The following is a 21,357-nucleotide window of genomic DNA, read 5'->3' on the forward strand; positions in this document are numbered from 1 at the left end:
CACCTCACCATAAGCTGCTTTCGTTGACTTTGCGGCTAACGTAGTTCGCCGTAATCAGCAGCATCAGATTGATGACTGAATTAAATAATCCCACAGCCGAACTGTAGCTCCAGCCGAACTCCAGCAGACCCTTACGGTAGACGAACGAGGAGATTACATCCGCCGTCTCATAGGTAATCGGATTGTAGAGCAGTATGATCTTCTCGAAGCCTACATTCAGCAGATTGCCCATTCGCAGGATGAACATGATGGTGATGGTCGGCATAATCCCTGGAAGCGTAATGTGCAGAAGCTGCTTCCACCGGCTTGCGCCATCCATTCTCGCGGCTTCGTATTGCTCCTGATCAATGCCCATGAGGGCGGCAATGTAGATAATGGACTCCCAGCCGATCCGCTGCCAGATTTCCGACAGGATATAGATCGAGCGGAACAGCTCCGGCTTCTGCAGCATCGCCTGCCCGTCGTAGCCGAAGGCTGTAAAGAGCCTGTTCACCATGCCGTCGGCATTCGTAAAATCCGTAATGATGCCGCAAATGACAACCATCGAAATGAAATACGGCATGTACGTAACGGTCTGCGCGAACCGCTTAAATAGCTGGTTACGCACCTCATTGATCATAAGCGCCAGCAGGATCGGCGCGGGAAATTCAAAGAGCAGCGAATACAGGCTGATAATAATCGTATTTTTCAGAATACGCCAAAAATAATAACTCGCGAAGAAATCCCGGAAGTGCTGCAGCCCCACCCATTCGCTGCCTATAATCCCCTTCATCGGCGTATAGTCTTTAAAGGCAATCAGCGCGCCGTACATAGGCGCATAGTGAAAGATAATGTAATACGCGATAACAGGCAGCATCATCAGGTACAAATATTTATTCAGCTTAAAATCACGCACGTACCGGTGCAGACTCGTTTTCGCGCGGACGGATTCCTGCATTGGCAGCTCTGCTGACTTAGCCATACTTCTCCCCACCTCATTCCCGAGATTTGCGAGAGGGCGCGAGCGCCCTCCCCTTCATGTAAAACTAGCGCTTGTTATAGCGGTCCAAAGCGGCCTTCTGAATTTCGATCGCGCGATCAAGACGGAGCGATTTCATTTTGGCGACATAAGAATCGAACTGCTCGACCGGCTCGCTGCCCAGGAGGATCTTCAGCGTCATTTCATCGATCAGCGTGTTAATGTCGTTCATGATTTTGGCCATTTCGGAGCTTTCCTCCGGCGTCGGCGTGAGCTGAGGGAGATTGTATTTCGATGCATCTGTTTTCCTCCAGACATTCACGGCATCCCGCTGCGTCTGCAGAGCGAAGAATTGCTCGACGTAGCGTTTATCCTGAACGAACGGACCATTGTAGCTGCCGCGGGCATATTGGGAAATCATCTGAGCTGGAGCTAGCTTATCCGGATTTTTCATCAGCAAATCCGTATACTTCGGGTACCCGTTCTCGAGCTGATAGCTAACGCCTTCGATGCCGAAGTTGAAGAACATGTGGCCAGCCTCGCTATAACCGTAATCGAGTAGCTTCACCGCAAGTTCTGCATCCTTGGCACTTGTAGTGACAGCTACCATGCCGCCCGCATCGAAAGCACTCGATTTCTGTCCGAACTTCGGCGTCTCACCTTTGTTCTTCACCGGGTAGGGAGCGGCAACCAATACGGCTTTCGGGTCTTTCGCTGCAACCAGCGGCTGCCACTTCCCGATGCCCCCGCCCGCATTACCGATACTTGCCCCTGTAGCGCCGGAGGCGAATCCGCCGTCGAGCGCTTTCGTGTCGACTGTAGCGATGTTCTTGTCCAGAAGGCCGTCCTGATACCACTGGCGGAACAGGATTAGATAGTCCTTAAAGCCCTTCTCCGCCGGACCGAACTTGATCTCATTGTTCTCGAGATAGAAGCCGCGGTTCACGCCGAATGCTCCCAGGAAGGCTCCGTTATAGGACTCGTTGAAGAAGCGTGGCTTACTGATAAAAGATAAAGGTGCAGCGGCACCCTTCTTATCCTTGAACGCTTTCAATGTCACCGTCCAATCATCAATGGTCTCCGGCACCGGCAGACCTAACTCATCCAGCCAATCCTTGCGGATGATCGGTCCTTGGAACACCTGCAAGTATTCATCGCCCCGTATGAACGGGAAGGCGTAATAGCTGCCGTTGTCCGTCTTCACCATCTTGTCGACGTCCGGATGCTCCTTCAGGTACTTCTTCAGATTCGGCGCATGTTTATCAATCAGGTCGTTCAGCTTCAGGATATACCCGTCCTTGATCGCTTTCTCCGGTCCGCCGGGAAAATCGTTCAAAAAGTTGAATTCGATCATGTCCGGCAGGTCCCCGGAAGCGAGCATCACGTTGAGCGCTTCCTTCGCTTGACCCGTCGGAGGCGCGATGAATTTCAGCGGCACACCGGTTTTCTTCTGCCACTCCTGGAAGAATGGAACGTCGGTGTGAGCTGATTTCACCCCCGTCAGGTTGCCGTTCAGCTCGCCCCAGTACGTGAGCGTTTTGTTGGTTGAGATAGGATACGTAGTAGGCTTGCTCGTGCTGGCCGCTGGCGTTCCTTCATTAGGCTGCTTCGCGTCCGGACTTGACGAGCAAGCGACCATGCTTCCTAGCATCGATAGAGCTACGGGAATGACGATCATTTTTTTCATTTGTAGTACCTCCCCTTGATCTGCAAGCGAATTTGGGAATGCTGCTCCCTGAATTCACGGTACAAGAAACCTCGGGGAATGGGATATGGGCAAAATCAAGAATTGGATGTTGAATTCGTCGCGGCGAATTGATGAATTTGCAAAAGCAATGGTGATTTAGTGAAATGAACCTTGCATGAGGGGGGGAATGCCGACGTTATGTTCAGCGCAGTGAGGGAGATGGTGGGTTTCCGGGGCACCTGTAGCTTTATTTTTCCTATCGTTCAACAGGATCTTGCTGTCGTTAACCATAAGCAAATGAGCCCCAACTCTCCAGAGTCGGGGCCCATTTTTGCATCAATTTCAAAACAATGTAGTCTTTGATTGCCAAATACTCATCACCGCAGGAGACCTGTTGTATTAGCGCTAGATTCTCGTACGTAAAGGCATTTCCGGCGCACCAGCGATCAATTCGTCAATCGTTGAACATTCATAGAAGCTATTGGAGCAGGTAAGTGGTGGATCCTCTGAATTACACGCCGGCATGGACAAATGACAGTTGTTGTAAGGCCTTCGCGTAAATAAACTAGCTTAGACATGAAATTTATCTCCTCTCGTCCTATGGCTCCCTTTGCTCGCTTCCGATGTGTCAAACCCAAGTCCAGGTTCCGTATTTCGTGTATAATTAAGGAAAATCATTTATAGGCTTAGTAAGGAAGGATACCTATGAAAAAAGTTTTTTATATCATGGACTGGGGGATATTTGGACTCAGGTCCTATAATTATATTTTGATATTATTTCATATTTTAATGGAGAATGAATATTCGGCTCGATTATTCGTGAACATCGTCTGGCTCTTGGCGGTGCTTATTATTCCAGTTCTATTCTGGTTTCCGCAGCGAAGGATGAACAAGGAATGGTTCATCTCTCTTGAACTATTGCTAGGCGGATCTTATTATATGAAATCGTTCATGCAGGCGGATCATTTGGGCAGTGTCGATTATCTTATTCCGAGTCTTACCATCGGTTACTTATTGACCAGAAAGACAGCCTGGACTATCCCGGTCCTATTATTAATGCCCTTTACCAGCATGTTATTTGGAAAAGTGACATGGGAGCTGGCGCTCGGTTCAAGCTCAGATAACTTTCTTTTCTCCTTTATCGGGATTTGGGTCAACTTCATTGCCAAAGCCTATCATGAGAAAAATAAATTAGCCAAAGAAATTGATGAACAAAATAAATTATTAACCCAATATGCTGCCGAGATCGAAAGGATGACGCTGCTGGAGGAACGAAGTCGTATGTCCAAGGAGATGCATGACACGTTAGGACACTCTTTTATTTCCCTTATTATGAGTCTCGATGCCGCTATTGCACTTCTAGACAAAGACCCAAATCTGGCAAAAGATAAATTGATTCGTATAAGAGGACTGACGGAACAAAACTTGGATGAAATGAGGGACATTGTGCACAAGATGGGGGAGGAAGAGAATGTAAGCCTAGTGGACCACGTCGAGAGACTCGTGAACAACTTTCGGGAATATACCGGAACGGTTATTCGTCTCACGCTGAACGGAACAGATCGGGTCCTTCGTTTCGATGTGCAGCAATCGATACTTCGGGTGATACAAGAGTCTTTTACGAATGCACTAAAGCATGGAAAAGCGACGGAAATCGAGTTGGGCATCCACTTTCATCCATCGACTTTGCGGGTTACCATCCAAAATAATGGAAGGCCCTTGGGCAAGATAGAGCATGGGTTCGGCCTGACAACAATGAAGAACCGGATTGAGAGGCTGGGAGGTACTTTTTCAATCTCTGCCATGGCGGTCACTGGCGTTGAAGTCAGATGCGAAGTGCCACTGAAAGGAGGTACGTTGGATGCCGAAAATTAAGGTACTCATCGTTGACGATCAGGAATTGATCCTTGAAAGTCTAAATATAGTCCTAGAGATGGAGGACGATCTCGAGGTTGTCGGATTGGCTAAGAATGGTGAAGAGGCGATCAGCTATTGTGAAAAAACCCATCCGGATATCATCCTCATGGATATAAATATGCCTATTATGGATGGCGTTGCTGCTACAGAGAAGATCAAGCCTCGATTTCCTGCAGCGAAAATTATTATTCTAACTTCGTACAAAGAAGTCGAGTATGTTCTGGCAGCGCTAAGCCATGGAGCTGAAGGCTTCCTGCTCAAAGCCATCCATCCCAAACACCTCATCGCCGGCATACGGGTGGTTCACACAGGAGGCACACTTATTTCGCCGGAAATGGCAGACAAAATGATTAAAAGCATGCTGAAAAGCGACATTTCATCGACTATGGAACCAAGGTCCCTGGAACCCGAATGGCTTGAGAAAAACAATGAATTCGGACTTAGCACCCGCGAAGTTCAAGTTCTTCACAAGCTGGCGTTAGGTCTGCGCAATCAGGATATCGCTAAGGCATTATATCTTAGTGAAGTTACGGTTAAAAATTACATCTCGAATGTTTATTCGAAATTAAATGTAAAAGGAAGAAGAGAAGCTGCCTATAAGGCAAGGGAAACAGGGATTATAGATCCTTAAAGAACACACACTAAAGAAGGAATAAGATCTCGCCATAGATCTGCTCAAAGCCGACACCTTAACGGATGTCGGCTTTTATTTTGCCAACGTCATATGACCAGGATATGACGAAACGGTACTACTGACTATGACTTTTTTAAAGTATTGTATGCTGTGTAACCTGCAATATCGGAATATAAATCGATATCCCCTCAGGGGAAGAGGAGCGATCGCTGATCATGAGAAGGATGACTACACCCGACAATAAAGCGCTGGGAAGGAAGAATACATCCCCGTTGGTTTCGTTCTTCCAATTCCCCCTCGTCTGGATGTTGGTGGGAGCGCTTGGGATCATCCTAGCCAACGTGACATTCAGCTTGTTATCCAAAGATTTAAAAGCACCAGGTTCCATCATACTGACCCTTGTCGAAAGCGCCGTTGCCATCGTGATCTACTGGCTTGTGATGAAATTTATGGCGCGGCGTCCGGTTCCCGAGCTTCTGTTCCAACGGCGTGCGGTATCGGAAGTTATTTTCGGCGCTGTGGTCGGCCTTATCTTTATCCTCGTTTCAACAGCCCTCATCGTCTTATTTGGCGGATATTCATTCAAGTGGTCACCCGAAAACGCCAGCTCTGTCGTCTGGGCTATCATCACCACACAGCTCGTCGCTGCCTTCGTAGAAGAATTGATCTTTCGGGGACTTGCCTTTCAAGCCATTGAAAAAAGGGGCGGAAGCTTGCTTGCACTGGCCCTCACCTCCCTATTCTTCGGGATCGCTCACCTAGGAAACCCTGGAGCTACAGTTTGGGGAGCTTTCTCTATTACCATCGAAGCCGGTGTATTGCTGGGTGCAGCCTTCCTTTGGCGGCGAAATGTTTGGTTTATCATAAGCCTCCATTTTTTTTGGAATGCCATAGAGGGACTCCTGGGCATTCCCGTTTCAGGCCATCCCTCCTCCGGTCTTTTCACGGTCGAAGTTACGGGCCCCGCCCTTCTCACTGGAGGCGAGTTTGGCCTTGAAGCTTCGATAATTCCCGTAATCATCAGTCTGTTGATCGCCATCCCTATGCTGTTCTTTGCCCGCCGCAAAGGACATCTCCTATCCTTCCGTCAAGATCCGAAATCATAACGAACCTGAATAATACTAAAAATTTCGCCTTACTTGTGGTAGGGTTCAGCTTAACGGGGCTAACGGTGAAAAATGCGCCTAAGTGTGCCTTTGCACAGCACGTTCATTAAACAAAGCCCTAATCTATGCGCGGTCAGATTCCACGGTCCGTCCGCATACCGAAGACATGTCCTTGAAGTACGGACATATCTTTTTTTTTCAACAGATCTTAAGAAAATCTTTACTGTTTTCGGACGTAAATGCTAATAACTTTTCGATAAGATAATGCAAGTAATCGATAAAGTACATTAAGGAGCTGAATTGAGCGATGCTGGCTAACACGTTTATAAAATCCAAGATCACCGATAGATGGCTTTTCCTTAATAAATTTATCCAAAATCCCCACGACGTCGGGAGTATTGTCCCGAGCTCGAACAGCTTGACGCAAAAAATGCTGGAGCCTGTACCCTGGAATCATGTGCACACGTTAGTCGAGCTGGGAGCGGGAACAGGGGTATTCACCCAAGCGATTTATGTCCTGGTTCGTCCTGATTGCCAAGTCGCCGTCTTTGAGAAGGAAGAGGAGATGAGAGAATTACTTAAGCGAGAGTTCGGTGGATTCCATATATTCCCCAATGCGCTGGAGCTTAAAGACAGCTTGAGCAGCATCGGGGTAGCCCAAGCGGATTGTATCGTCTCAGGGCTGCCTTTCGCCAACTTTTCGCATGCGGATCGGGAGAAGATCATCCGGCAAGTTCGCGAGACGTTAAGTGAAGACGGATTGTTCATTACATTCCAATATTCGCTGCAGATGAAAACCATGCTGCAGGCTGCGTTCGACGAGGTAAGCATCTCACTTGTTCTGTGGAACATCCCTCCGGCCTTCGTCTATATATGCAAATAAATGCCATGGGCTTGAAAATTCCTTGTATTTCCTTTTGTCCATTATTAAAATGGAGGAGACATCATGAGCATTGATTCCATACTCGATGCCATTCATCAATTCGGTTATTTCGCGCTCTTTTTCTCGTTGTGGCTGGGCATAGTCGGGATGCCGATACCGGATGAAGTGGTTGTCATGACCGGGGGAATGGTCGGTTCGCTACATTTGCTGCAGACGGTTCCGGCTTATGTTATGACCTACCTGGGAGTAGTATCCGGGTTATCTTTAGGCTATATTTTAGGCAGGGTGATGGGACCGCTCGTCGTCGATCGTTTGCGCGAGAAGAAAAAGATCGAGCCCTACATTCAAAAATCCGACCGGTTGCTCGAGAAATACGGGTCGTGCGCGCTAGTGATCAGCTACTTTTTGCCGGTGGTTCGTCATGTTCTGCCTTACTTGGTGGGAGTCAATAAAATGCCGTTCCATAAATATGCGATGATTTCCTACTCGACTGGACTGATGTGGACAACGATTTATTTTATTATAGGTTATTTTTTGGGAGGCAATATCGAGCGGATAGGAAATAATGTGTATAAATACGGTTATTATGGCCTGGCTGCAGCCGTTATTTTCATAATCAGTGCCGCCATTATCCAAGCGATTCGTAAAAGAAGAAGGTGTGTTCCGAATGAAAAACGAGAAAGAGGCCTCCGTACTAATCATTGACGATGAGCCGGAAATCCGCGACATTGTCCAGATTTTTCTCAAAAATGAAGGATTCGAGGTCATGGAAGCCGAAGATGGGGCCGCGGGCTTGGATCTGCTTCGGAAGAAGGAGTTCGATCTGGTCATTTTGGATGTGATGATGCCCACGCTCGACGGGATCCAGGCCTGCATTCAAATTCGGCAAACCCGGAATATCCCTATTATTATGCTCTCCGCCAAAAATGAAGACATGGACAAAATATTAGGCTTAACGAGCGGAGCGGACGATTATTTATCCAAGCCGTTTAATCCTTTGGAGCTTGTCGCCCGGGTCAAATCGCAGCTGCGGCGAGTCCGGATGAGCGAGACGCAGGATAAGCAACAGCCGCTAGAGCTTAGTATTGGAGATTTGGTCCTGAATATCCCCCGCCACCAGGTAACGGTCAAAGGCAAGGATATATCACTTACTCCGCTGGAGTTCGATATTCTGGAGCTGCTCGCGACTCACCGGGGGCAGGTATTCAGCGTGGACAAAATTTACGAAACGATCTGGAAGGACCCCGTGATGCAATCCGACAAGACGGTAATGGTGCATATCCGGAATCTTCGCGAAAAACTCAAGGACAATCCCCGGGAGCCCAAATATATTAAAACCGTCTGGGGAGTAGGTTATAAAATTGATTAAACTCAAAAAACCGGATTGGATCAAAAGTCTGCGGGTAAAGCTAGTACTGGCTTTCGGAGCGACCCTCGTGCTCACGACGGTTTTGAGCCTGCTCTTCGACTATGTGACTCGGGAATCGCGTAAGGTTTATTTCACCAGCTTTGAAACAAGCAAACAGAACGTTAAACAGCAGTTGATCGAAATTGAGCGGCAGATGCCCAAGCTCTCCGGTCCGGAGGGGATCGATCCGCTGCTGAAGCGCGAGAGCGAGGCAAGCCGGCTGCGCATTCTGCTTTCCGATATGCAAGGGACTATCGTCTATCATTCCCCATCGGTTACAGAGGATAAGATCGATTTATACCAAATTATCTATGAGCAGAGGGAGACGGAGAATCAGCCTGAGCCCGGCAATATGTTTACGGCGATTACACCTATCCAATATCAGGATCGGAAGCTGTTTCTTGTCGTGTCGGGGCCGCTCTTCGCAGAACAAGGTTATGTATATGAGAATCCTCGTCTGTACAGCTCTCTTGTGTTTCTACTGTTATTCCTACTGCTGTTTTATTTGTTCACCTACAGCAAAATGAAAGAAATTCGGACCATGAGCAGAGGAGTCCAGCAAATTGCCGAGGGCAAGCTATCCATACGACTTCCGGTCAAAAGCAAGGATGAACTCGGGACGCTCACCGCAAGCATCAACGAGATGGCGGGACAGCTTGAGAAGATGATCGCCAAAGAGCGGCTGGCCGAACAAACCAAGAGCGAGCTTATAACGAATATATCTCATGATTTGAGGACTCCTCTGACGAGTATTATCGGCTATTTAACCGTCCTGATCGAACATCCGGAGACAAGTGGCGTGCTGAAGCCTTACGTTAACAATGCGCTGAACAAATCCAACCAGCTTAAAAAATTAATTGACGATTTATTCGAGTACACACGGCTGACAAGCAATCAGGTGGCTTTGGACAAAAGCCGGGTCGATCTGGTCGGGATGCTGAATCAGATCATTATGGAATTCTTTCCGCTCGCTGAGCAGCATCAGGTCAGAGTGAACATTACGCTGCCCGACCAGAAAGTGGAGGTATTTATCGACGCAGACAAAATCGTCCGGACCATTGATAACTTGTTAACCAATGCGCTCAAATTCAGCGTAAAACCGGGCAGCATTGATATCGTACTGCATGCAGAGCGCTCGTGGGCCGTACTGTCTATCGCCAACACGGGCTTAGCCATTACGCCTGAGCAGGAGAAAAGGCTGTTCGACCGATTCTATAAAGCCGACGAATCGAGGAACGATCACCGGATGCCGCACGGGTCGGGTCTTGGCCTTTCGATTGCCCAGAGCATCGTGCAGTTGCATGAAGGAGATATCTGGCTTCAGCGAACCGGACCGTACTATGAATTTTTTGTACGGATTCCCTTGCCGCTCTCGTATTAGCCGCCCGCTTCCGCTACAAAGTAAACAAAGTTTTTGCCGTTATTTATGATAAGGCTTAACGGTTCCGACATCCCGACCACGACCCACTGGAACCAGTTGCTCCAAGCCGTCGCATAACCTGCCAATGGATGAATGTATTTATAGCCAAAGATTGCAAATGACCCCGTGCTCGGTTCTATATACTGCATTTCCCCCATGGCACGCATGATGAAAAATATAAAAATCCCTACAATGGCATACGCTAGCATAACGGATGGACCTGTCCATTTGATCGTGCTTGCAGAACCCATAAATAGCCCAACACCGAAGTGCCGCCCAAAGCAATCATCTGAATATGACAGCATGCTGTAGCCTGTAGATGTGACAGTGAACAAGTTCCCTACGAAAATAATCCCAGAGCCCACAGCATAAGCTTTCTTCGATCCATTCTTGCCGTGAGTGTAATAAGAATCGGGGTGCCGATGGCATAAGCAAGCGAGCAGACCGTAATCAGCTGTCCAGCCGCCGCTACCGACACTCCAACATCTTTTGCGAGCATATCCAAAATACCGCCAATTACGAATTCCGAAGTTCCGACCAAAAAGCTGAGAATGGCCAGAATATAAATTTTCCATGAATTTACCACCTGTATCTCTTCTTTTCATTTCAACAGATCTAAATCTATAGAAGTCATAATCAAAAAAAATGAATGCTCATTTGCCGACTTCATTTCTCGGCCTAATCAAGCCTCGCAACAGCTAACGGATAATTAATCATTACTTGCATCATCTGATCGCAATAAGGCTAGCGGAAATGCCGTAAATCCGATGTTGGAACTACTATTAACTATTTCTATGTTCTCCACCAAGCGCTTCTCCGAATTTCCTTATTAGCAATTGCAACGGTTTCTCCGATTCTTGGTGTCGCGATGTCGACCTTCCGTTCCGATGCCGCTTTCGTGACCCGTTCTATAGGATCAGTCCATGAGTGAAAAGCAAGCGTGAACGCTCCCCAATGAACGGATCAAGAGCCCTCCTCGAAGATCAAGATGCGCTTGCACGGTTTCTTCCGGCTTCATATGAATCAACCACCGCTCGTCGTATTGCCCGCATTCTAGCATCGTCAAGTTAAACGGCCCGTACGTCTCGCCGATTTCCTTAAAGTGCGGACCATAACCGCTGTCTCCACTAAAGTAAACCCTCGTCTCACGTCCGACAATCGCCCAGGAGCACCACAGGGTACAATTACGGTTAAATAATCCTCTGCCCGAGAAATGCCTAGCCGGCAGGCAGGCCAAGGTGATACCGTCGATCGCCGGCTCTTCATACCATCGGTGCTCGGAAATTTTATCCGGAGCGACCCCGCATTTGACCAAATGCCGGCCTACTCCCGATGGCACGATGAATCGACGGGCTTTGTCCTTTAGCTTGCGAATAGAAGATACGTCCAAGTGATCGTAGTGGTCATGGGATAATATAATCGCATCCAGCTCGGGAAAATCCTCTGCTCGAATAGGCAGAGTTTTGCTGTATCTTCTCGCGCCGGCCCACGGTACCCGAGCGCCGAGCATCGGATCGAACAGGAGTCTTTTGCCCTCTATTTCCAGCAGAAACGCCGAATGGCCAAACCAAGTTACGCGCGCAACATCCGAAGCGACAGGCTCGCTAGATAACCGAAAAGCCACCACGTCAACGTTAGCCTGGGGCTTTAGTTTCGATCTTAGGAACAGAGTATCCCTTAATAGGCTGAATATCTTCTTCGGCCCCATGCTCATATCGGTCGGGATCTGATTTTCATATCTCTTCATTGTCATTTGTGCATAGCGCGCTTTAGAGCCGTACGATATCCCGCTACAACCGAATCGTTAACGGGCAAAGACGCAGCCATACCCGCATATATCTCGTTCATCTCGTTTCTTGCGGCACCTATATTCTCTTCTGTATAAATCGTTTCCGGCACGAACGAGAACATCTCTTTAAGCTCCGGATGAAGCTTTTCCTCCATGATTCCACCATCCCTTTATTTATCGTTAGATTTCTTGCTTATTTCTCCATGCCGTTTGCCCCAGCAGATCTTGCATGGTAGCCATGTACGTATTTCTCCGTTGTGCTCCATCTCAGCTCCGGAACGGACACGACTTGGGAGGCGGACATCGTGTTCGACGCGAAGCTCGTCGTTCGCATGCGCGGATCTCTTAGTCGGTTGCCGCGATTTCTTATATGAGTAATTGTTTGTCCTTAGCTCGATAACATTTGTGTGAATGCCCGTTACTGCAGCTTCATATGGCTGCGGAGCATCCGGTCGAGCAATCTGTCCGGGAGGAAGCGGACCAGTCGGGTCAGCAGTGCCGAATCGCGACCGACCATGTAGCGGGTGCTCGGTCTGCGTTCGCGGATTGCGCGTGAAATCACTGCTGCCGCTTTCTCGGGTCGGGCACCGCTCCTTGCCCACGTTTCAGCCTGAGCCTTCACGGCGGCAAAAAGACGATCATGACGCCGGTGCTGATCCGGCGTCATCAACCTGGCTAGTCGCTCCATTGTCGTGATACCTTTCTCCGACATGCCCGTGCTGACACCACCTGGAGTGATCATTATGACCTTGAGGCCGAACGGGACCATTTCCCTGCGTAGACTGTCATTGATCGCCTCCATAGCAAACTTTGCTGCTGAATAAATCCCGAAACCGGGCATGGAGACCTTGCCGCCGAGCGAGCCAATATTGACCACGCGTCCGCCGCTTGTCAGTAAAGCCGGGGTAAGCGCCTGAATAACCGCGACCTGCCCGATCACGCCGACTTCGATCTGATGGCGCAATTCATCGAGCGGAACCATCTCGATAGGTGCATTGACGGCAATGCCGGCATTGTTGACCACCGCACGTAAAGGACGACCAAGCCGATCGTGCTCCACCCGTTCAGCCAACGCCTTCAATGTGTCGACATTCGTGATATCAACGATCACTGCCTCGATATTTTTACCGTTGATTTCACTGGCATCTTCCTGACGCCGAACCCCCGCCAGAACATGAAAACCGTCGGCAGCGAGCCGCTTTGCGGTAGCCCGACCGATGCCGCTGGATGCACCCGTGACGACGACCAGTTCCTGAGATTTGGATGACATAGTAACACCCCTTAGTTTGATCAGAATTATATTATATAGCACCGCTATATGCACATTATAGCACCGCTATACGAGAATGTCTATAACGGTGCTACATTAGAACAAAAAAAACAAAGCCCCAAAAGTGGGGCTTTGTCGGCATTCCGAGCGCTCTGTCACCGAAACCATCATTCAAGAAAGTCTTTCTGTCCACGGACCAGAATGGTCTGTATGGTGCCTTCGCGAATGAGATCAACGACAGATTGCCGGGGCGGAGGCGCTTTGCGAATTTGGGCTGTCACATGCAGCAAAGAGGCGGCATTGGCGGAGGCCCAGGCCAAATCCGCCGCTGCTTCAACTGACAAAGCCAGTTGACCTTCGGCGGCAATCTCCTGAATATTTTGCACGAGTTTTTTGTACGCCTGTTCAGCCGCCTCGATCTGAGCGCCTTCGAGCAACCGCCCCATCATCGCCGCATAGAGCCGAGGACGGGTTGCCGCGAAGCTGACATAGTCATCCCATCCTTGCCTAAGGGCCGTCTCTGGAATGGTGGACACAACCGCGGCATTCTTGCTTTCGAGAAACTGTCGGAACGCTTCCACTACGGCTGCACTCAGCAGTCCATCGGCATTGCCGAAATGGTGGTAAAGCGTCGGAGCCGAAACCTGTGCTATCGCACAAACGGCTCGCGTCGAGAACTGAGCCCCGCCCTCCTCTTCGAGAACCTTAAGGGCGGCTGCCAATATTTTGTCATGTGTATTCATTTCATCATTATAGCAATGCTATATGCGTAAGTCCATGGCTAATGCAGGGCGCCCTAGACAAATTTTCCCGTGAGCAGACGAGGCAAAAAATTTGCGTCATTTATGATACGGCTCAGCTTAACGGGGCTATCGGCGAAAAATGCTAAAGGAGTTCCTTTCCGCTGTTCTTCATAAATGGTCAACAGCGGTTCGTACGGATGTACCTCCAATTCCGTTCCGTCAAAAAGTAGGCGGGGTAGCAACCGCTATTAGCAGCGTTTCGCCATCCCAGATATTCTTATAACTATGGGGGATTCTGGCATCATAATAGATGCTGTCCCCTTCTTCGAGCGTGTAACGTTCATTGCCCAGCATAAACTCCAAACGCCCGGAGTGGACAAATAGAAATTCCTCGCCATCGCTATGGCCGACGCCGATGTCGCCATAAGCCGCTCCTTCTTCCAACACTCCCCATATCGGTCCCATTCGGTTGTTGCTTCCTTGACTGAGCGCGTACCAGGTAATACGGGAACCTTCGGAATGTACCAAAGGTTTGCGTTCGTTTTTTCTAACGACAATGCTTCGTTTCTCCTCGCCGAACAAATCGGTAAAATTCACGTTTAATGCATTTGCTACGCGCTTCAGAACACTGATGGACGGATTCGCCTTATCGCGTTCAATTTCACTGAGAAAAGATAAGGATACAGAGGCTGCTTGAGCTACCTTCTTGAGCGTTAATTTCTGTTTTTTTCGCGTGCTTCGAATGGCTTCGCCGATCGAATTCATGTGCAAACCTCCTAAATTTCGATATGATTTCGCTATCGGCGAAATTTATATATTTATAATAGGCGTAAACATGAGCAATATCAAGCCCTTTCACTAGAGCGAAATTACGGTGTAAAAACGTTGATTTAACGCCATTATTGGGCTACCATTTAATCAAGATTGGTGAACGAATCTTACCCGGGTTTCTTGGCGATCGTTCGTTTCAACAGAATCATTTTCATTTGCAGCGAAATTCTCATGGACAATGAGAAACGAATCACATTGATTCAATGGCCTCCTTGTTATCCGGATCAAAGAGTTAAGTTAGATGGACGAAAGGAGTTAAAAGAATGACTGCTAAAATTCCCAAGGTCTATCGAGTCGGTGATGTTACCGTGACGCGTGTCACGGAGATGATGCTGGACGGTATTCCGCCAGAAGTATATTTCCCGGGATCGTGGAACCCCCTGTTCCTGGAGGAGAATCGGAACTCTCTTCCGGCCGGCCTGATCGATGGCAATTCTCAGCTTATCGTCAGCATTGGAACGTGGGTGGTGAAAACTCCGAAGCATACGATCCTTATCGATACGGCTACAGGAAACGATAAAAACCTGCCTTTAAATCCCGATCTCGCCAATCTCCAGCTCCCCTATCTTCAGCGGCTGAAGGAGGCAGGGGTTACACCGGAGGAAGTGGACTACGTTCTACTGACGCATCTGCATGTGGACCATGTCGGCTGGAATACAAAGCTTGTGGACGGAAAATGGGTACCGACCTTCCCCAATGCCAAATACGTATTTCCCCTCGCAGAACAGCAATATTACTCCAGCGAGGTCAGTCACAACAAAGCAAACGAAGCAAATTTTAACGTTTACGAAGAAAGCGTATTGCCTGTTGTTGAAGCCGGCTTAACGCAGACCATTGGCCCTGAGGGCGGAGAATTTCTTGATATATTCACATTCATTCCGACACCCGGCCACAGCATCGGCCAAATGTCCATCCGTCTCAAATCTGGTGGGGAAGAAGCTTTATTCGGCGCCGATGTGATGCACCATCCGTTTCAGGTCTATAATCCGGAATGGAATTCTATGTACTGCGAATTTACCGATCAAGCGCGTATTACACGGCTTAGGGTGCTGGAGCTCATAGCGGATCGCCCAGTCATTTATTTCAGTACGCATTTCCCCGGAAGCGCGGCGGGGTACGTGACTCGCAGCGAGGGCAAGTATAAGTTGAACTTTATTTAATACAACCTGACAACAAAATCCAATACGAAAGGCGCTGAGCTTATGACAACCCGTGATATTCTTAAAGATAACCATATCGTGACCGAAGACCTGCGTATCCCGAGCGATACGCCCGGAATCGAGCTTTATGTACGAAATAAACGTCCCGCTTCCATGAATACCTTCTCAAACGAAAAAACAATCGTGATGGTTCATGGCGCTACCTATTCAATTGGCAGTCTGTACGATGTGGAGCTGGACGGCTTCACTTTTCTGGACTACCTTGCCGGCCATGGCTATGACGTATACGCCGTGGACGTTCGCGGCTACGGCGGCTCGACAAGACCGCCTGAGATGGAGCAGCCTGCCGACCTTAATCCGCCGCTTGTCCGCACGGAGACAGGGGTGCGGGATTTGGGTACAGCCGTGGACTACGTTCTGAAACGCCGGAATTTAACGAAGGTCAACATACTGGGAATGTCTTGGGGGGGAACGGTTGCGGGAGCTTATACCAGCCAAAACAACGAGAAAGTAAACAAGCTTACGCTTGTTGCACCGCAATGGCTAAGCTCCAAACCGGTTCCGATCGATACCGGAGGCCCACTCGGTTCATATCGCCTTGTTGCTGTCGGCAGCACGAAGGAACGCTGGCTCAGCGCGGCGCCAGAACATAAACGCGGTGATCTGATTCCGGACGGTTGGTTTGAACAATGGGTCAAAGCCACTCTTGCTTCGGATCCGGGGAGCTTAACCGATCATCCTGAGCATATCCGGGCGACCAACGGCCCTATTCTGGATATCCGCGAATACTGGACGGCTGGCAAAGCTTTCTATGATCCTAAGGATATCACGGTTCCTGTCCTTCTTGTCCATGCCGAGTGGGATATCGATGTCCCTCTTGAATTGGCCCAGAATTTCTTCACTTCCCTGACAGGGGCCGCTTATCGCCGCTGGGTGGAAATCGGTGAAGGGACGCACATGGTATTACTGGAGAAAAACAGACTTCAGGCTTTTCAAGCCATCCGCGGTTTCTTGGATGAAGCATACGCGCCGGCGAAGTAAAGCTGCCACTGCACGAGCGGATCTTTAAGATTATATTGCTTGCCTAATGAGAGGCCCGGGCATTGTCGCCTCGGGCCTTTTTCTTCACCCATTTATCAAAAGAGACGGAGAGGAATTAAATACGATGAGCCATACCGCTATTACAACAACAAAAGCACCCGCAGCTATCGGCCCTTATTCGCAGGCCATCGCTTTAGGAAATGCCGTCTATACGTTTTCAGCGATCACCACCCTGCCAGAACAACCGTAGAAGTGTCTAAACTTCCAAGAGACGCCAAGATTGAAATAGAGCTTATCGCAGTCAAACGCATTTAAATCCGCTCCATTATCCCTATTTCTGTGAAAGAAGGCGCATCTGCTTGCGAACTTATTTGCTTCTCTTGTTCTGCGCAGTCCTTTACGGGAGCAACTTCGTCTTAGGCTCGCTGCTGCTGGAAGCATTTCCTGCCTTGCATCTGTCAGCATACCGGCTTATGGTTTCATCGGCGTTCCTGCTTATTTATTTGGTTGTAACCCGTGGCTTAACGAAGATTACGTTCCGCGACTCCGTTTATTTGGTCCCCTTCGTTCTAATCGGGATGCTGCTTCACCAAGTTTCTTTCTTTACGGGTCTCCGGACAACGGACGCAACCACGGCTTCGCTCATCTTATCGTTAGCTCCAATTTTTACGGCGCTGTTTGCCCGCTTATTTTTGAAAGAGCCGTTAACGATACGCATGGCTGCAGGCTCAATTGTCGCCCTCGCCGGTGTCTTTTTCGTGGTTGGAACTGGCGGAAGCATGGGCACAGCCATTACCGAAGGCGTCTGGATCATGTTTATCTGTATGCTGGCATTGTCGGGATCTATGATCCTCATGAAAAAGCTGACGGAACGTATGGATGCGTTTGTCGCAACGGTGTATACCACCGTGCTAGGCTGCATCTCGGTATACCCGGTGGCGGTCTGGAGTGAGCCTCGCGTACAGGTACAACCTCAATTCTGGTGGTGGGTTCTCTTGGTCGGATCGGCGCTGCTTATTCAGGGCTTATGCGCGGTTATCTGGAATGCGCAGATCCGCAAGGTAGGGGCGGCTAAAGCTTCCCTGTTTCTGAATTTACAACCGTTTGTCGCCATGATTTTAGGCTATATCACGCTCGGCACCCCGATTTCCTTAACGCAAGTGGCAGGATCTGTTCTCATCATTTCCGGTGTAGTTCTAGCCACTGTGCAGGGACAGAGAACAAGGAAAACTCAAGACGATAAACTGAAATTATCCCCTACCGAGAGGTAATAAGCCTACACAGTAATGGACTTACGACATTTCCATCAGTACTCTCTGTATCACATGAAAAATTTCGCCGTCACTTATGACACTGTTCCCCCGATTAATCTAATCGCCCAATGCACCTGCCCCAGCAGAGCATTAACCCAATTGGTGCGGATAGGTCATGCGGGCGAAGGTGAGGCGCTTGATAGGCAACAAGCTTCCGTGAAGCATCGTGGTTAGGTCTTTGTCCGCCTGATCCCGCTTCTCTACTTATAGCTTCGAGTGGTCCGAGAAGCCGACAGGCTCCGATGATGAATATGCCTACTCCCTGGTTGAGAGTGCGGCGGAAAACAATTTGGGATTATAGTTAGCTTGATGACACCAATCCTCTGGCAGGCTTTGAACGTGATAAGGTTGTTGCACATTTGAACTGGACGACGAAAGGTATGTACCGGTCATGATCTTCTCAATCGGAAAAGTGAAAGACGAGGGCCATGAATCTGTGCGCTTGCATAGTGAACCAATTACCTTTTGGCGCTAGTAGGAATTTGCATTCCCCATTAGACAGAGAAAGCCGGACCGGTTATCGGTCCGGCTTTCATCTACTGTATGCCAATCCTATGCTAAAAATATCTCGATACGCCCAAGTACTTCCTCGGACAACTGTATGCCGAAGCGTTCACGTGTTCGACAACTGCTCCGATACAAGTTCGTGCCACGTAAGCAATTCCACAAAAAGCTTGCCGTTATTTATGATATATGTCAACATGATGATCCGGCTACCCTTCATTAATCTCCTCGGAAATCGTCATTTCGTCAACAAGAGAGCTGCGTAAACGGCGAACGTCCCGGACTGGCGGCAGCCCAAACATCCGCGCATATTCCCGGTTAAAATAGGATGGGCTCTCGTATCCGACCTGAAACGCGGCTTCCGCCGCATCAATCGATTCGGAGAAGAGCAGGCGACGCGCCTCTTGTAATCGGATATGCTTTTGAAACTGGATCGGGCTCATCCCCGTGACTTCCTTAAAGTAATCGTACAAAGACGAGGTGCTCATATGGGCCTCTGCTGCCAATTCGTCTACGCGCAGGGGCTGGGCAAAGTCGCGACTAAGCTTCTTAATGACCCCCGCGATTCGCTGCGCATGGCTTCCGATGACAGCAAATTGCTTCAAAGACGCGTTGTTTTCGTTCTGAAGCACCCGGTAAATGATCTCCCGAATGACATAAGGCGCAAGTACCGGGATATCCTGCGGCGTTTCGACCATTTTTACAAGCCGAAGCACCGCATCCAAGAGTGTATCGTTCATCCTGCTCACCTTCAACCCCCGGCTGGCCTCACCTTTTGATCGTATAGTCTCTCCAAATACCTGAATGATATCAAGAATCTGGTTCATATCGAATAGGATCTGGAGGCTTAAATATGGCGTTTCTCTCGAAGCTTCCATCACTTGTCCAGTAATCGGCAAATGTATCGAAGCGGTTAAATAGCTGCTTGGATCATACTGGTACACCTCTTGCCCTAACATAACCACCTTGGAACCCTGCGCCACGATGCAAAGGGAGGGTTCATAGACAGAGTAAACCGGCTCGGATAACCGGGAAGCACGAATCAATCGTAAACCGGGAACTTGCGTGTCATGCGTCCCGTCTTCCGGGGTGAATTTATCGATGATTCGCAGCAGTTCTCTCCTTTGTTTCTCGAACCATTCATCCATACTCTTCGTCCCCCTTTATCCTCACGAACTACTTAATTTTATCTTTTCCTGGAGGATTAGGCAATCTTTTCGTGTGATGCTGCTACCGCCTAGCTTTCCGCTGGTACGATAATGGAAATGTAACAAATGCGTTGCATAATACGAAGTTCGTAACTGTGAAACCAATGACTAGGCAGACATAATCCTCGACTCGTAAATGGAAGGAGAAGATCCTAAATGAGTACTCCAAACGTAAACCCCCATCCCTATGTAGGAATGTGGGTGACAAAAGATGGTTATATTCGGCATGAACTGCTGCTGAACGGCCGGTATGACGAAGCGCGAGGAAACCGGAAGAGCGCTTATCAGGGCCGATATACCATCGTAGGCGACCATATCGAATATGTGGATGATACAGGCTTTACAGCGGACGGTGATTTCCGTGATTCGGTGCTCTATCATGCCGGCATGGTTCTCTACCGTGTTAAATAGCTGAAAATAGTAATCTCATCATGGATTAATTTAATGGAATAAATTGTAATTAACCAATTTAAAAGGAGAAATGTGCAATGTCCGAAATCAATGGAAAAGTAGTTGTGATTACAGGAGCAAGCAGCGGGATCGGTGAAGCAACGGCGAAGTTTCTCGCCAGCCGGGGGGCCCATGTCGTCATTGGGGCCAGACGCGTGGAAAGACTGGAAGTTCTGGCATCCCTCATTGAAGCCGAAGGAGGTTCCGTCGCTTATCAAAAGTTGGACGTTACGAATATCGATCAGATGCAGGCGATCATCCGCTTGGCGCAGAGCCGGTTTGGCCGTGTTGATGTGGTAGTGAACAACGCCGGTGTGATGCCTCTCTCTCCTTTGGAAGCCTTGAAAATCGACGAATGGAACCGAATGATCGACGTCAATATTCGCGGGGTTCTGCACGGCATTGCTGCCGGTCTCCCTATTATGAAAGAGCAGCAATCCGGTCACATGATTAACGTGGCTTCCATCGGTGCCTACGCGGTCACGCCGACGGCAGCGGTATATTGTGCGACCAAGTACGCCGTTCGAGCTATCACGGAAGGTTTACGGCAGGAGGTTGGTAGCAATATCCGGGTAACGCTTGTTTCTCCCGGTGTGACGGAGTCCGAACTTGCTGAGAGCATTTCAGACGTCGAGGCTAAGGAAATGATGAAGACGTACCGGCGCGACGCCCTCCCGGCTTCCGCTATAGCCCGTGCCATTGCTTATGCGATAGAGCAGCCGGCAGACGTTGACGTGAACGAGCTGGTCGTCCGACCTACAGCCCAGCTTGCCTGACGGGCCGCTAAAGAGAGGAACTTGGCCTAGGAATAATTTTTCGCCGTCACTTATGGTACGGTTCACCCCGCTGTCTGTAATGGCAAGTTTTAGGGCCATCCTTTGCAGGATGGCCCTTTCGCTTTGTTAAACTATCGTTTCCCGTTAGGAATCCTTACTTTTCCCGTGACGGAGAATTCCCAGTCCCAAATTAAAAATTTATCAGTACATCGAGCCAGAAGCGAATCTGGGCGATACTTAAATGAATTGGAAAATCCAC

21 protein-coding genes and 4 pseudogenes are annotated in these 21,357 nt (G+C 49.0%); 14 read left to right on the top strand and 11 right to left on the bottom strand.

Annotated features, from left to right (window positions below; genetic code table 11):
- Positions 1–4: 4 nt before the first annotated feature.
- A complete protein-coding gene (locus GSF01_RS25740; protein ID WP_407945799.1) occupies positions 5–961 on the bottom strand; it encodes an ABC transporter permease in 957 nt (318 codons plus the stop codon).
- Positions 962–1,025: 64 nt separating this feature from the next.
- Positions 1,026–2,645 (bottom strand): extracellular solute-binding protein, encoded by a 1,620-nt coding sequence (locus GSF01_RS25745; protein WP_159888136.1) that lies wholly within the window; start codon positions 2,643–2,645, stop codon positions 1,026–1,028.
- A 705-nt stretch (positions 2,646–3,350) separates the two neighbouring features.
- On the opposite strand from GSF01_RS25745, the gene GSF01_RS25750 reads away from it, so the two are divergent.
- The 7 genes from GSF01_RS25750 (at position 3,351) to GSF01_RS25780 (ending at position 9,974) form a co-directional block, all read left to right on the top strand.
- The gene (locus GSF01_RS25750; RefSeq protein WP_159888137.1) at positions 3,351–4,520 is read left to right on the top strand and encodes a sensor histidine kinase; all 1,170 of its coding nucleotides are present in this window, start codon (positions 3,351–3,353) and stop codon (positions 4,518–4,520) included.
- Entirely contained in the window at positions 4,507–5,193 is a 687-nt protein-coding gene (locus tag GSF01_RS25755) for a response regulator transcription factor (protein ID WP_159888138.1), read from the top strand. The genes GSF01_RS25750 and GSF01_RS25755 overlap by 14 nt, the downstream gene beginning before the upstream one ends.
- A gap of 218 nt (positions 5,194–5,411) precedes the next feature.
- Positions 5,412–6,302, top strand: coding sequence for a CPBP family intramembrane glutamic endopeptidase (locus tag GSF01_RS25760; protein WP_159888139.1), 891 nt, complete (start codon positions 5,412–5,414; stop codon positions 6,300–6,302).
- A gap of 307 nt (positions 6,303–6,609) precedes the next feature.
- Positions 6,610–7,185 (top strand): class I SAM-dependent methyltransferase, encoded by a 576-nt coding sequence (locus GSF01_RS25765; RefSeq protein ID WP_159888140.1) that lies wholly within the window; start codon positions 6,610–6,612, stop codon positions 7,183–7,185.
- A gap of 63 nt (positions 7,186–7,248) precedes the next feature.
- The gene (locus GSF01_RS25770; RefSeq protein ID WP_159888141.1) at positions 7,249–7,890 is read left to right on the top strand and encodes a DedA family protein; all 642 of its coding nucleotides are present in this window, start codon (positions 7,249–7,251) and stop codon (positions 7,888–7,890) included.
- Entirely contained in the window at positions 7,853–8,554 is a 702-nt protein-coding gene (locus GSF01_RS25775; RefSeq protein ID WP_159888142.1) for a response regulator transcription factor, read from the top strand. Before GSF01_RS25770 ends, GSF01_RS25775 begins: the two co-directional genes overlap by 38 nt.
- Positions 8,547–9,974, top strand: a complete 1,428-nt coding sequence (locus tag GSF01_RS25780) for a HAMP domain-containing sensor histidine kinase (RefSeq protein WP_159888143.1) — start codon at positions 8,547–8,549, stop codon at positions 9,972–9,974. Before GSF01_RS25775 ends, GSF01_RS25780 begins: the two co-directional genes overlap by 8 nt.
- A 50-nt stretch (positions 9,975–10,024) precedes the next feature.
- Here the strand turns inward: GSF01_RS25780 and GSF01_RS25785 are convergent.
- The 8 genes and pseudogenes from GSF01_RS25785 to GSF01_RS25820 form a co-directional block, all read right to left on the bottom strand.
- Positions 10,025–10,302, bottom strand: a pseudogene (locus tag GSF01_RS25785) (amino acid permease); the annotation flags it as partial.
- A gap of 7 nt (positions 10,303–10,309) precedes the next feature.
- A pseudogene (locus tag GSF01_RS25790) lies at positions 10,310–10,599 on the bottom strand (MFS transporter); the annotation flags it as partial.
- A gap of 206 nt (positions 10,600–10,805) precedes the next feature.
- Positions 10,806–11,760, bottom strand: a pseudogene (locus GSF01_RS25795) (MBL fold metallo-hydrolase).
- 2 nt (positions 11,761–11,762) lie between these two features.
- Positions 11,763–11,957, bottom strand: coding sequence for a hypothetical protein (locus GSF01_RS25800; protein ID WP_159888144.1), 195 nt, complete (start codon positions 11,955–11,957; stop codon positions 11,763–11,765).
- 38 nt (positions 11,958–11,995) lie between these two features.
- A complete protein-coding gene (locus tag GSF01_RS25805) occupies positions 11,996–12,136 on the bottom strand; it encodes a hypothetical protein (RefSeq protein WP_159888145.1) in 141 nt (46 codons plus the stop codon).
- An 84-nt stretch (positions 12,137–12,220) separates the two neighbouring features.
- On the bottom strand, positions 12,221–13,072 hold the full coding sequence (locus GSF01_RS25810; RefSeq protein WP_159888146.1) for an SDR family NAD(P)-dependent oxidoreductase: 852 nt from the start codon (positions 13,070–13,072) through the stop codon (positions 12,221–12,223).
- Positions 13,073–13,239: 167 nt separating this feature from the next.
- Entirely contained in the window at positions 13,240–13,815 is a 576-nt protein-coding gene (locus GSF01_RS25815; RefSeq protein WP_159888147.1) for a TetR/AcrR family transcriptional regulator, read from the bottom strand.
- A 219-nt stretch (positions 13,816–14,034) separates the two neighbouring features.
- Positions 14,035–14,580 (bottom strand): helix-turn-helix domain-containing protein, encoded by a 546-nt coding sequence (locus GSF01_RS25820; RefSeq protein WP_019639452.1) that lies wholly within the window; start codon positions 14,578–14,580, stop codon positions 14,035–14,037.
- Positions 14,581–14,909: 329 nt separating this feature from the next.
- Here GSF01_RS25820 and GSF01_RS25825 point away from each other — a divergent pair, with 329 nt between their 5' ends.
- From GSF01_RS25825 to GSF01_RS25840, 5 genes and pseudogenes are all read left to right on the top strand, one after another.
- Positions 14,910–15,806 carry an MBL fold metallo-hydrolase gene (locus tag GSF01_RS25825; protein WP_159888148.1) on the top strand — a complete coding sequence of 299 codons (897 nt, stop codon included), beginning with the start codon at positions 14,910–14,912 and terminating at the stop codon, positions 15,804–15,806.
- Between the two features lie 42 nt (positions 15,807–15,848).
- Complete coding sequence (locus GSF01_RS25830; protein ID WP_159888149.1) at positions 15,849–16,847, top strand: alpha/beta hydrolase; 999 nt, start codon at positions 15,849–15,851, stop codon at positions 16,845–16,847.
- 124 nt (positions 16,848–16,971) lie between these two features.
- Positions 16,972–17,097, top strand: coding sequence for a hypothetical protein (locus tag GSF01_RS30485; RefSeq protein WP_456238675.1), 126 nt, complete (start codon positions 16,972–16,974; stop codon positions 17,095–17,097).
- Positions 17,064–17,162: pseudogene (locus tag GSF01_RS30490) on the top strand (RidA family protein); the annotation flags it as partial. The gene GSF01_RS30485 and the pseudogene GSF01_RS30490, both read left to right, overlap by 34 nt.
- A 44-nt stretch (positions 17,163–17,206) precedes the next feature.
- Positions 17,207–18,118, top strand: a complete 912-nt coding sequence (locus GSF01_RS25840) for a DMT family transporter (protein ID WP_159888150.1) — start codon at positions 17,207–17,209, stop codon at positions 18,116–18,118.
- A gap of 755 nt (positions 18,119–18,873) precedes the next feature.
- Here GSF01_RS25840 and GSF01_RS25845 read toward each other — a convergent pair.
- Positions 18,874–19,812: an AraC family transcriptional regulator gene (locus GSF01_RS25845; protein ID WP_159888151.1), complete on the bottom strand. Its 939-nt coding sequence runs from the start codon at positions 19,810–19,812 to the stop codon at positions 18,874–18,876.
- A gap of 216 nt (positions 19,813–20,028) precedes the next feature.
- Between GSF01_RS25845 and GSF01_RS25850 the strand changes: the two genes are divergently transcribed.
- Positions 20,029–20,283, top strand: a complete 255-nt coding sequence (locus tag GSF01_RS25850) for an Atu4866 domain-containing protein (protein ID WP_159888152.1) — start codon at positions 20,029–20,031, stop codon at positions 20,281–20,283.
- Between the two features lie 77 nt (positions 20,284–20,360).
- The gene (locus GSF01_RS25855) at positions 20,361–21,098 is read left to right on the top strand and encodes an SDR family oxidoreductase (protein ID WP_159888153.1); all 738 of its coding nucleotides are present in this window, start codon (positions 20,361–20,363) and stop codon (positions 21,096–21,098) included.
- The last annotated feature ends 259 nt before the right edge of the window (positions 21,099–21,357 follow it).

The organism is Paenibacillus puerhi (assembly GCF_009846885.1).
Lineage (GTDB): Bacteria > Bacillota > Bacilli > Paenibacillales > NBRC-103111 > Paenibacillus_G > Paenibacillus_G puerhi.